The organism is Thermoanaerobaculia bacterium (genome assembly GCA_035260525.1).
Taxonomy (GTDB): Bacteria; Acidobacteriota; Thermoanaerobaculia; order UBA5066; family DATFVB01; genus DATFVB01.
The window spans coordinates 1-11,802 of sequence record DATFVB010000355.1; the positions used below are offsets into that span (position 1 = coordinate 1).

Annotated in this window: 11 protein-coding genes; 10 read left to right on the forward strand and 1 reads right to left on the reverse strand. The window is 69.5% G+C overall.

From position 1 onward, the window contains the following. From VKH46_16805 to VKH46_16840, 8 genes are all read left to right on the forward strand, one after another. Window positions 1-1,146 (forward strand): glycosyltransferase (locus tag VKH46_16805; protein ID HKB72494.1); only part of this gene is annotated, 1,146 nt, incomplete at its 5' end. An 86-nt stretch (window positions 1,147-1,232) separates the two neighbouring features. After that, window positions 1,233-1,931 carry a GWxTD domain-containing protein gene (locus VKH46_16810; protein ID HKB72495.1) on the forward strand — a complete coding sequence of 233 codons (699 nt, stop codon included), beginning with the start codon at window positions 1,233-1,235 and terminating at the stop codon, window positions 1,929-1,931. Between the two features lie 58 nt (window positions 1,932-1,989). Further along, complete coding sequence (locus VKH46_16815) at window positions 1,990-2,436, forward strand: hypothetical protein (GenBank protein HKB72496.1); 447 nt, start codon at window positions 1,990-1,992, stop codon at window positions 2,434-2,436. Continuing rightward, complete coding sequence (locus VKH46_16820) at window positions 2,433-3,587, forward strand: acyl-CoA dehydrogenase family protein (protein HKB72497.1); 1,155 nt, start codon at window positions 2,433-2,435, stop codon at window positions 3,585-3,587. The genes VKH46_16815 and VKH46_16820 overlap by 4 nt, the downstream gene beginning before the upstream one ends. Before the next feature lie 8 nt (window positions 3,588-3,595). After that, complete coding sequence (locus VKH46_16825; protein ID HKB72498.1) at window positions 3,596-4,288, forward strand: hypothetical protein; 693 nt, start codon at window positions 3,596-3,598, stop codon at window positions 4,286-4,288. After that, window positions 4,285-5,433, forward strand: a complete 1,149-nt coding sequence (locus tag VKH46_16830; GenBank protein ID HKB72499.1) for an acyl-CoA dehydrogenase — start codon at window positions 4,285-4,287, stop codon at window positions 5,431-5,433. The genes VKH46_16825 and VKH46_16830 overlap by 4 nt, the downstream gene beginning before the upstream one ends. Then, window positions 5,430-5,735, forward strand: a complete 306-nt coding sequence (locus tag VKH46_16835; protein HKB72500.1) for a hypothetical protein — start codon at window positions 5,430-5,432, stop codon at window positions 5,733-5,735. The genes VKH46_16830 and VKH46_16835 overlap by 4 nt, the downstream gene beginning before the upstream one ends. Before the next feature lie 11 nt (window positions 5,736-5,746). Further along, on the forward strand, window positions 5,747-6,400 hold the full coding sequence (locus VKH46_16840) for a hypothetical protein (GenBank protein HKB72501.1): 654 nt from the start codon (window positions 5,747-5,749) through the stop codon (window positions 6,398-6,400). A gap of 584 nt (window positions 6,401-6,984) precedes the next feature. On the opposite strand, the gene VKH46_16845 is transcribed toward VKH46_16840, so the two are convergent. Continuing rightward, window positions 6,985-8,133 carry an ABC transporter substrate-binding protein gene (locus VKH46_16845; GenBank protein ID HKB72502.1) on the reverse strand — a complete coding sequence of 383 codons (1,149 nt, stop codon included), beginning with the start codon at window positions 8,131-8,133 and terminating at the stop codon, window positions 6,985-6,987. A 274-nt stretch (window positions 8,134-8,407) separates the two neighbouring features. On the opposite strand from VKH46_16845, the gene VKH46_16850 reads away from it, so the two are divergent. After that, window positions 8,408-9,673 (forward strand): phospholipase D-like domain-containing protein, encoded by a 1,266-nt coding sequence (locus VKH46_16850; GenBank protein HKB72503.1) that lies wholly within the window; start codon window positions 8,408-8,410, stop codon window positions 9,671-9,673. Between the two features lie 288 nt (window positions 9,674-9,961). After that, complete coding sequence (gene lpdA / locus VKH46_16855) at window positions 9,962-11,368, forward strand: dihydrolipoyl dehydrogenase (GenBank protein HKB72504.1); 1,407 nt, start codon at window positions 9,962-9,964, stop codon at window positions 11,366-11,368. Window positions 11,369-11,802: the final 434 nt, after the last annotated feature.

Genomic DNA, 11,802 nt, shown 5'->3' on the forward strand with positions numbered 1-11,802 from the left:
ATAATCCCCCGGATGCCGTCTTCCTCCCTCGCCCTCCTCGGCCCCGGCCCCCCCGACCGGGGAGGGATCGCGCAGCAGACGATGCTGCTGGCCGACGCGCTCGGGCCGAGGCTCGCCGGGTACTTCACGTACTCGCGGGGATACCCGCGGCTGATCAATCCGCGGAGGTTCGACGTCGCGCCGGAGCTCGCGGAGGCCGCGAAGAGAGTCACGCCGGCGCTCGACTGGGCGAGGCCGTGGTCGTGGAGGCAGACCGCCCGGAGGATCGTCGGAACGGGAGCTTCGGCGGTCATCGCGCCGTGGTGGACCGCGTTCTGGGGGCCGTCGCTTCGGGGCGTCTTTCGAGCCACGCGGCGGGAGAACCCCCGGTTCCGTAACGTCCTCCTCTGCCATCACGTTTTCGACCACGAGAGCGCCGCGTGGAAGAAATGGCTGACCTGGCGGGCGTTCGCGGCGGCGGACGCCGTGATCGCGCAGTCCGATGCCGACTGCGACACGATCGCCGCGCGATTTCCGCGAATGCCGATCCGCGTCCTGCCGCACCCGGTGGAGGACCGGCCGCTCGCTGACCGCGAGGCGTCGCGGAAGAAGCTCGGGATCGCGCCTGATCGACCGCTCGTCCTCTTTCTCGGCCTCGTCCGACCGTACAAGGGTCTCGACGTGCTCTTCGACGCGGCGCCGCGGATCGTCGAAAAGACCGGCGCCGAGATCTCCGTCGTCGGGGAGGTTTTCCCGGATTCGCGGGACGACATGGCCCGGCTCATGCGCCGCCCGATCGCTTCCAGGATCCGGGTCGTCGATCGGTACGTGACCGAGGCCGAGATGGACGAGTGGCTGGCGGCATGCGACGTGGTCGTCTGCCCGTACCGGAAGAATTCCGGGTCGGGGATTGCCGCCCGCGCGATCGCCGCTCGCCGGCCCGTCGTGGCCTCGGACCAGTCGGGCTTCCGGCCGTTCGTGATGCCGGAAACCGGAGCTCTCGTCCCCGAAGACGACCCGTTTCGGCTTGCGGAGGAGACGATTCGAGTGCTCGGGAACGGCGTTTCCAGTTATGCAACACGCCTGGCCGAAGTGGCCGCCGCTCATTCGTGGCCGGGCTACGCCGACGAAGTCGGGCGGTTCGTCGCGAACAACACAAATGTCTGACGAGCAAAAGGATCATTGACGCGGGCGGTCGATTCGTGTCGAATATTCGGGACACCAAACCGGTTAGCACTCTGACAGGAGGCACGATGAAAAGGACGGCGATTCTTCTGGCGCTCGCGCTGACGTCATCGGCGGCGTTCGCGGGCGGGCTCTCGAAACAATACAAGAACTGGGATCGGACCCCCGAGTCCTACTTCCTGACCAACGCCGAGCGCTCGCAATGGAAAAAGGTTCGGACCGACGCCGACGCCGAGAAGTTCATCCAGGAGTACAAGGAGAAGCGCGGCCCGGAGTTCGAGAAGATGCTGGGCGAGCGCGTCGCGGTCGCCGACAAGTACTTCAGCTCGGGCTCGACGAAGGGCTCGGAAACGCTCCGCGGCAAGGTCATCATCGTCTTCGGTCCTCCGTCGGCGATCGAGCAGGGCAACGGAGGAAGCCGCGGACCCGGCGTCGATCCAAACTCGCAGGGGCTCGGGGGCGGCGACAAAGGAGGAGGTGGCCTGACGATGTCGAGCGGCGGAGCGAGCCCCATCGGATCGGCGCCGGCGGCACCGACGAACGTTCGCGTTCCGACGATGACGTTCCGCTACGACGCCGAGCACGCGCCGAAGGCGATCGGGAAGCCGTTCATCGCGGAAGTCAACATGATCTCCCCGGCGTACCAGGAGCCGACGGACGCCTTCGAACTCAACGCGAAGTTCGAAGCCGTTGCCGAGGCTTCGACGCATCCCGAGCCCGCGCCGGCCCCGAAGGAGGCGCCTCCGCAGCCCGCGAGCCAGAACTGAGCCGAATTCGGAAACGCACCGGGCAGCGCCGGGAGAAATCGGGTATTCTCCGGGCCCGATGTTTTTGGCCCACCTTTCCGGCCGGGTAACACCGGATTCTCTGGAGCGCGCTCTCTCGGCGGACTTCGTGGCGGCGGATCGCGGAGCGGTCCTCGTGCTGCGCGAGGGTCGCCGCGTCGTGTCCCCGGCGCTCGCCCGCTCGCGCGGCGTGCTGCATTTCGCCTATCGCGTCGCTCTCGCTCCGGAGATCCCGGCGGCCACGGCCTTCGAGGAGGGATGGATCGACGCGATCGGAACGGAAGAGGACCTGGCCCGCTGGGAACGCGACGCGGCCTTCTCCCGCCCCGCGCAGGGCGCCGCGTCTTCTCTCCTCTCCTTTCCTTCGCGCGAGGGGGCGCTCGCCCTGGAGCGGGCGCGCTTCGCCCTGATCCAGGCGTCGGACGACAAGCGCGTCCGGATCGACGCGTTCTTCGCGTCCCGCCGCCGCCGGAGCGCGCGGCCGTGAATTTCGAGCTCTCCGAGGAGCAGAAGATGGTCCGGGACGCCGTGCGAGATTTCGCGCGCGAAGTCGTGGCGCCGCGGGCGGCCGACATCGACCAGACGGGCGAGTTCCCGATCAACGAGTTCCGGCAGGCGGGGGAGCTCGGATTCGCCGGCGTCGCCGTTGCCGACGCTTACGGCGGCGCCGGGATGGACACCCTCGCCTACGCGATCGTGATCGAGGAGGTCTCGAAGGCGTGCGCGAACATGGGCGTGATCCTCTCGGTGAACAATTCGCTCGTCTGCGATCCGATCGGGAAGTTCGGGACGGAGGCGCAGAAGAAGGAGTTCCTGACCCCGCTCGCGCGCGGCGAGAAGCTCGGCTGTTTCGCGCTGACCGAGCCCGAGGCGGGCTCCGACGCGGCCAACCAGAAGACGCGGGCGGTCCGGGAGGGGGACGCGTACCGCCTGACCGGAGAGAAAATCTTCATCACGTGCGGGGCGGCGGCCGACCTCGCCCTCGTCTTCGCCTCGACGGACCGCGAAAAGAAACACAAGGGGATCTCGGCCTTCCTCGTGGACACGCGCGCGCCCGGCTTCGACCGGTCCCACCATCAGGTCAAGCTCGGCGTCAACGCCTCCGGGACGGTCGAGATCTTCTTGAACGACGTCGTCGTTCCGGCGGCGAACCGGCTGGGCGAGGAGGGCGACGGCTTCCGGATCGCGATGGCGACGCTCGACGGCGGACGGATCGGGATCGCCGCTCAGGCGGTCGGAATCGCGCAGAGCGCGTTCGAGGCCGCCGTGCGGTACGCGGGAGAACGGAAAGTGTTCGGCCGCCCAATCGCGGAGTTCCAGGCGCTGCGCTTCTACATCGCCGACATGGCGACGGAGCTCGACGCCGCGCGGCTCCTCACGTGGCGCGCGGCGGCCGCCAAGGACGAAGCGGCCGGCTCCGGCGGGCGCTACACGGAAGAAGCCGCGATCGCCAAGCTCTACGCCGCCGAGATGGCGCAGCGGGTCACGACGAAGGCGCTTCAGATCCACGGGGGCTACGGGTACACGAAGGAGTTCCCGGTCGAGCGGAATTTCCGCGACGCCCGGATCACGGAGATCTACGAAGGAACGAGCGAGATCCAGCGGGTCGTGATCGCCCGCGAGATCTTCGCGCGCTGAAGGTCGCCATGCCCAGCACCAGGATGTTCCGCGATCGCGTCGTCTCGATGGAGCAGACCTTCGAGAAAGGGGAGAAGCACCTCCCGCTCCTGAAGGCGCTCGTCGACGAGGCGATCCCGGGAATGGAGCTCGAGGACTGCGTGCTCGACCACGAGCACGACTGCTTCGTCATGAATTACCGGACCGCCGCGGGAGCCGCGAAGAAGATCTCGTGGACCCGGATGGTCCTCTACGACGCCGAGCGGATTCCCGCGATCGTGGAGGATGGCGGCGCGCCGATCCGAGGCCGCCTGATCGAGTTCCTCCGGAAGAGGGCGGAGCGCAACGTCATCGACGTGACCTTCCGCCATCTCGAAGAAGGGTGGGTGGACACGCCCGAGCCGCGCAAGCCGAAGCCGCAGCCCGCCCGCGGCAAGGGCCAGCCGCCGGGCCCGGGGAGACCTCCGCAGGGGCGGGGCCCGCAAGGCAAGGGGGGCGAGGGACGTCCGGGTCCGCCGGGCCCCCGCCCCGCCGCGCCGCCGCGCGGTCCGCGTCCGGCGCCCCCCCCGGCCGCCGGTCCGGCCGCCGCGGGAGAGCCCGGCGCACCCGGTGCGCCCGGCTCCGGACGCCGGCGCCGTTTCCGGCGCCGCCGCGGCCGCCGGCGGGGCGGTCCCGGCTCCGGACCGGCGACGCCTCCGGCCGGAGGGGCGCCCAACTCGTGAATTTCCACCTGACCGACGACCAGTGCGCGGTCCGGGATTCGGCGCGCGACTTCGCGCAACGGGAGATCGCGCCCGGCGTCGCCGAGCGGGAGCGGACGCACGCCTTCCCCGCCGGAGTCGTCGCGAAGATGGGGGCCCTCGGCTTCCTCGGAATGTTCGTCCCCGCCGAATACGGCGGCGCGGGCTTCGACCCGCTCTCCTACATCCTCGCCGTCGAGGAAGTCGCCCGTGTCGACGCGTCGCTCGCCGTCATCATGAGCGTGACGAACTCGGTCGCCTGCTATCCGATCTGGAAGTTCGGCTCGGAGGAGCAGAAGAAGACGATGCTCGCCGAGCTCGCGTCGGGCCGGGCGATCGGGGCCTACGCGCTGACGGAGCCGCAGTCCGGCTCCGACGCGGCCAACCAGAAGACGCGCGCCGAGAAGAAGAACGGCGGGTACGTGATCAACGGCGCGAAGGCATGGATCACGAATGCGGGCGTGGCGCGGTGGTACGTCGTGATGGCGATGACCGACCCGCCGGCGGGCACGCGCGGAATCACGGCGTTTTTGCTCCGCGACGACGACCCCGGCTTCACGGTCGGCAAGAACGAAGAGAAGATGGGTCTCCACGGATCGCAGACCGCGTCGCTCTTCTTCGAGAACGTCCGCGTCCCGGAATCGCGCCGCCTCGGCGCGGAAGGGGAAGGCTTCCGGATCGCGATGACGACTCTCGATCACTCCCGGATCGGGATCGCCGCGCAGTCGATCGGGATCGCCCGCGCCGCGTTCGAAGCGGCCGTCGAGCACGCGAAGACGCGGGAGACGTTCGGCAGGAAGATCGCCGAGCACCAGGCGGTCGCTTTTCAGGTCGCCGACATGAAGGTCCAGATCGACGCGGCGCGCCTCCTGACCTACCGCGCCGCCTGGCTCTCGGAGCAGCCCGGCGTGAAGTTCTCGAAGGAGTCCTCGATGGCGAAGGTCTTCGCCTCCGAGGCGTGCAACGCCGTCTGCGCTCGCGCGTGCCAGATCTTCGGCGGATACGGATTTTCGAAGGAATACGCCGTCGAGCGGTACTATCGCGACGCGCGCGTGACGACGATCTACGAAGGGACCTCCGAGATCCAGCGGATGGTGATCGCCAAGAACCTCCTGGGGCACCGGTGAGCGGCCTCGAGTTCGGCGCGGGGATCCCGGCCGCGATCGCGGGCGCCGACCGCGACTGCGGCGGGTACCGTTTTCGCCTGCAGCCGGCCGACGTCGCCAAGCTCCGCGAGCTCGCGGGAGCGCGCGGGAAGTCGGACGAGACGCTCGTCGCGGAGTTCTTCGACGCGCAGGCGCCGCGATGGGCCGAGTCTCTCGCGGAAAACCTCCCGGCGCCGGCCGACGTGCGGATCGTCGTCGATCCCTATTCGCGTCAGGCCTTCATGGCGTCGGGGAACACGGTCTATTCGATTCTCTCCTTTTGAAGGAGGACGGGATGCCGAGGTCGAGGAGCGTCATCGCATTCGCCGCCGTTGCCGCGCTCGCGGCCTTCGCCTTCGCCGACAGCGGGGCGCTCCGCCGGGAGTTCGACTCGGACGCCGCGGGCGGCACGCCCGCATTCTTCCGGTTCGAAGGGACGCCGGGGCTCGCTCCCGAGAAATGGAAGTCGATGCCGGACGCGAACGCGCTCTCCCGCCCGATGGTCGCGGTCCAGACCGACGCCACGGGACAGCCGGGGCACTTCCATTTCGCGCTCTCGACGCAGGCGTCCTCGTTCGCCGACGGGTCCGTGCAGGCGGCCTCCCGGCGCGCCGCGGCAAAGGGCTTCGCGCGCGGCGGGGTCGTCATCCGTTACCAGAACCCCGCGAACTTCGTCGCGGCGCTCGTCGACTTCCAGTCCGACACGGTGACGGCCGTCTCGGTCCGCGACGGCAAGGCCCAGACGCTCGGCGCGGCGCCGATCCGCTCGAACGAGCCGATGTGGCGCACGGTGCGCCTCGCGGCGGCCGGCGACCGGCTCGAGATTTCGGTCTCGGGCCAGAAGGCGATCGAGGCCCGCGACCCGAGGCCGCACCCGGGCGCGGCGGGACTCGTCGCCGAGGCGCCGGTGCCGGTTGCGTTCGACGACGTCGTGTTCGAACGAAGGTAGGGCACGCGCGGCGAATGCATCGAGCCGTCCGCCCCCGCTCTCACGAGCTACGGCGCGATCGCCGGCGACTCTCGGACAGCGCGGAATCTGAGCTTTCACGTGAGGAATCCCGCCGAAGCTTCAGCGAAGGCGGAGACGGGCGCGTGCCGCCCGTCGTGGGAGCTGGCTCGGGGTACGAGAGCGCGTGACGGCCCGGCGGCTCGCCGAACGAGCGGCTCGACCGCCGGTGCCGCCACCCCCTCGCTGCGCTCCCGCTCCCGCGACGCGAGTCGTCTCGCGCAGCGATTGCGCGAGACTTGGTCGCGCCGCGAAGGGCACCGGATGATGTCGGTGTGTTCATTGCGTTATGGCGTGTTGGGCGACCGCCGTGTCCTTTCGGGTCGACTCAACCGATCACGCGGTCCCTCGATAGTGGCCGCACGGCTGGCCCGGATGCCATCCTGGGCGCAGCGGCCTGCCGCGCCGACTCGTCCCGCCGAAGCTTCAGCGAAGGAGGAAGCCTTGGCGAAGGCGGGAAGGATCTGCCGGGAAGGGACGCTCGTCGTCGATCCTCGGCGGCGTTACCGTGACCACTGGAACCCGGACTACTTCCCCGCCGCCTCCGGAGCGAGCTTTTCCACGAAGCGGTACCGGCCGCTCTCGATCTGGAGGATCGCGATCGGCTTGACGGGATTGCGCTCGAGGTCGAACGTGAGGTCGCCGGTCACTCCGGGGAACTTCTTCGTCGCGGCGAGCGCCTCCCGGATGCGGGGTCCGGCGGTCGAGCCGGCGCGCCGGATCGCGTCGACGAGGAGCCGCGCTGCGTCGTACGCGAGCGCGCCCACGGAGTCGGGAACGGCGCCGAAGCGGGCGCGGTACGCGTCGACGAAGCGACGCACGGCCGGATCCGGGTCCTGCGGGGAGTAGTGGTTCCCGAAGTACGCGCCGTTGAGGGCGTCGCCGCCGATCTCGGTCAGTCGCGGAGAGTCCCACCCGTCCCCGCCGAGGAGGATGCCCGGAACGCCGAGCGATTTCTTCTGCCGAGCGATGAGACCGACGTCCGTGTAGTACCCGGGGACGAAGATCACGTCGGCGGGGGTCGTACGCATCTGCGTGAGCTGCGCCGAAAAGTCGGTATCGCCTTCGGCGTAGCGCTGCTCCCCCGCGATGCGGCCGCCGAGCGCTTCGAACGCCTGCCGAAAGGCGGCGCCGAGCCCCGCGCTGTAGTCGCTCCGCACGTCGGTCAGGAGGAGCGCCGTCTTCGCCTTCAGATCCCGCGCGGCGAAGCGGGCGAGCATCGCTCCCTGGAAGTCGTCGGTGAAACAGACGCGGAAGACGTACGAGCCGACGAGCGTCACCTGCGGGTTCGTCGAGGAGGGGGTGATCATCGGGATCTCGCTCTTCTGGGCGATCGGCGCGGCGGCGAGCGTTCGCGACGACGCGGCCTCCCCGAGGAGGCCGACGACGTGGTCGCGTGAGATGAGCTTCGACACGGCGGACGCGGCCTCGGCGGGCTCGCCGCGGTCGTCCTCGACGTGCAGGGCGAGCTTCTCGCCGAGGACGCCTCCCGCCGCGTTGATCTCGTCGAGCGCGAGGGTCGAGCCGTTCTTCCCCGACTGGCCGAACGTCGCCGTCGGTCCGGTCAGCGATCCATAGAAGCCGATCGGGATCCCCTCGTGCCCGGGAGCGGAAGGAGCGCACGACGCGAAAAGGAGCGCGAGCGCCGCGGCCGCGGCGAACGATCGCAAGAGCACGGCCGGATTTTAGTCCGGAGCGCTCACGACCTGAGCACGAAGGACTGAATCGAGCGCGTCTTTCGCGTCTCGCGAAAGACCGGCCGCTTTGCGGCCGGGCGGCGTCAGCCGCCGGCGTGGCGATCGCCGCGCACGCCAGTGCGCGGGCCAATCCCGAGCTCGACCGCCGATCGTGTCGATCGGCTCCAGGGAGCGAGGGATCCCGGTCGAATGCGCCACCGGCCGACGTCGCTTCCCTTCGGGCGCCGCCGCGCTCCTCGTGTAGGCTTCGCGCGTGCTCGCCCGCCTTCCCCGGATCCGATGCGCCGCCGCGGCGGCGCTCATCGGCGCGTCGATCGGCTGCGCCGCCGGCCCGCGCCCCGCCTCCGTCTTCTTCTTCGAGGCGAAGCTCGACCCCGCGAGCGCGGACTTCGGACGCGAGCTTTCGAGCGTGACGGGGGAGCCGCTGATCGCCGGCAATCGCTGCCGGCTCCTCGAGAACGGCGACCGGATGTTCGAGGCGATGCTCGAGGCGATCCGGAATGCGCGCGCGACGGTCAACGTCGAGACGTACATCTTCCAGTCGGACTCGACCGGCGTCCGGTTCGCGCGGGCGCTCGAGGAGCGCGCCCGGGCGGGCGTGCGCTGCCGGGTCCTCGTCGACGCGTGGGGAAGCCACACGCTTTCGAAGACGCTCGAGTCGGAGATGAGGAAGGCGGGAGTGGAATTCGAGCGGTTCCGTCCGATACTCCTCTTCCACCGGCTGAAGAACCGAACGCACCGCAAGATCCTGGTCGTCGACGGAGCGGTCGCGTTCGTCGGGGGGCAGGGATTCGACGACCGCTGGACGGGAGACGCGGATTCGCCGAAACACTGGCACGACGCCGCGGTGTCCGTGGAAGGTCCCGCGGTGGCGAGGATTCAGAGCGTCTTCGCCGAGAACTGGATCGAGATGCGGAGACCGGTTCCCGCCGGGCCCGGCGATTATCCGGAGCTCCCTCCCGCCGGCGGCGAGGACGTCATGGTGCTGCGGTCCTCCTTCGGCGAGCGGAGCTCACGCGCCGCGCTCGGCCTCGACGTCCTGCTCCATGCCGCGCGCCGCGAGATCCTCATCGAAAACGCCTATTTCATCCCCGACGCGACGACGATCGGGCTTCTGTGCGACGCCGCCCGGCGCGGGGTCCGCGTCGACGTGATCGTGCCCGGCGTGCGCAACAACCTCGGTTACGTCCGCCGGGTCTCGCGGTCGACCTACGGCGCGTTGCTGGAAGCCGGCGTGCGCATCTTCGAGTATCGGCCGACGATGATGCACTCGAAGGTCGCCGAGTTCGACGGGCTGTGGGCTTCCGTCGGGTCCGCGAACATCGACAGTCGGTCGTATTTCTTAAACGACGAGGCGAACGTGAATGTCCGGAGCGCGAAGCTCGCGGGAGAAATCGCGGGCATGTTCGAGCGGGACCGCGGCCGGAGCGACGAGATCACGCTCGCGGCGTGGAGATCGCGCTCGCTCTCGGAGCGGTTTGCCGAGTGGGTTTACGGCCTCTTCGCCTCCGAGTTGTAGGGTTGGCGGTCGCGGCGATGCATCGAGCCGGGCGGGCGCGTGCCGCCCCGCGAGACCCTGCGACCTACGCCCCGGTAGGCCTCGGGATCTCGCGGGCGGCCCGCATCCCGCCGGGCTCGCGCCTCGCCGCGCCCCAAGCCCCGGGGTGATCGCAGCGTCGCTGTCGTCGGCGGGCTCGACCTCGCCGCGGCGTCTCGCTGTCGGTCTTGCTCCCTCTCCCGGCGGGAGAGGGTCGGGCTGAGGGTCGCCGCGCCGCCCGTATACAATCGCCGGCGGCAGGAGGAACCTTTGAGCGCCAACGCATCCTACGATCTCGTCGTCATCGGCTCCGGGCCCGGCGGATACGTCGCGGCGATCCGGGCCTCGCAGCTCGGGTTGAAGACCGCCGTCGTGGAAAAGGACGCGGCGCTCGGCGGCGTCTGCACGCTGCGCGGATGCATCCCGACGAAAGCCCTTCTCCACGCCGCCGACGTCCTCGAGGAGGCGCGGCACGGCGACGACATCGGCGTCGTCGCCAAAGAGATCCGTTTCGAGCTCGCCGCGGCGATGAAGCACAAGACGAAGGTCGTCCGCCAGAGCAGCAACGGGATCGCCTTCCTGATGAAGAAGAACAAGATCGACGTGCACACCGGCTTCGGGAGGCTTTCGGACCCGCACACCGTCGCGGTGAAGAGCGACGCGGGGGAGAGCACGCTTTCCGCGAAGTTCGTGATCATCGCGACCGGCTCGAAGCCGCGCGCGCTTCCGATCATCCCGACCGATCACGAGACGGTGCTCGACTCCGATTCCATCCTCGAGCTGGCGGAGGTCCCGAAATCGCTCATCGTGATCGGCTCCGGCGCGGTCGGCGTCGAGTTCGCCTCGATGTTCTCCCGGTTCGGCTCGAAGACGACGATCATCGAGATGCTGCCCCGCCTCGTCCCGATCGAGGACGAGGAGATCTCGAAAGAGCTCGCCTCGGCGTTTCGCAAGCAGGGGATCGCTTCGTTCGTCGACACGAAGGTCGAGAAGGCGGAGAAGGTCGCGGGGGGTGTCGAGGTCATCGCGCGGACCTCGGCCGGGAAGACGGAGACGCTCAAGGCCGAGAAGCTCCTCGTCGCGGTCGGACGTCAGCCGCTGTCCCAGAACATCGGCCTCGAAGCGCTCGGGATCGCGACCGAGCGCGGATACGTCAAGATCGACGACCGGTGCCGCACGTCCGTTCCGAACGTCTTTGCGATCGGCGACGTCGTCCCGACGCCGTGGCTCGCGCACGTCGCCTCCGCGGAAGGGATCGTGGCGGCGGAAACGGCGGCCGGGGCGCCGACCTTCCCTCTCGACTACGACCAGATCCCCGGATGCACGTATTGCTCCCCGGAGATCGGCTCGATCGGACTCACCGAAGCGAAGGCGCGCGAGCGCGGCCACGACGTCGTCGTCGGCAAGTTCCCGTTCACGGCGAGCGGCAAGGCCCGCTGTCTGAACGACACGCAGGGATTCGTCAAGATCGTCTCCGACCGGAAGTACGGAGAGGTCCTCGGCGTCCACATCATCGGCCCGGCCGCGACCGAGCTCGTCGCCGAGGCGGGCGCGGCCATGAAGCTCGAGGCGACCGCGGAAGACCTCGCGCGCACGATCCACGCGCATCCGACGCTGTCGGAAGCGGTGCACGAGGCGGCCGAAGCGATCGCCGAGGGGAGCCCGATTCATATTTAGGACCGTCGCGGGAGCTGGCTCGGGTGACCGGGGCGAGTCTCGCCCGGACGGCTCGGGTCAGAACCCTCGACCGCCCGGTCGAGACACCCTCGCCGACGCTCCCGCTCCCGCGGCGCAAGTCGTCTCGCGCAGCGATCGCGCGAGACTTCGTCGCGCCGCGAAGGGCACCGCCAATTCGTCGTCGTTGCTAGAGACTTCTCGCAATGTGTCCGTTCAGCCTTCGACCGCTTCGGCGTTGGACAGAAGCGAAAGCGACCTCGGTCCCCGTCGCGGGAGCTGGCTCGGGTGATCGGAGCGAGTCTCGCCCGGGCGGCTCGGGTCAGAACCCTCGACCGCCCGGTCGAGACACCCTCGCCGGCGCTCCCGCTCCCGCGGCGCAAGTCGTCTCGCGCAGCGATCGCGCGAGACTTCGTCGCGCCGCGAAGGGCACCGCC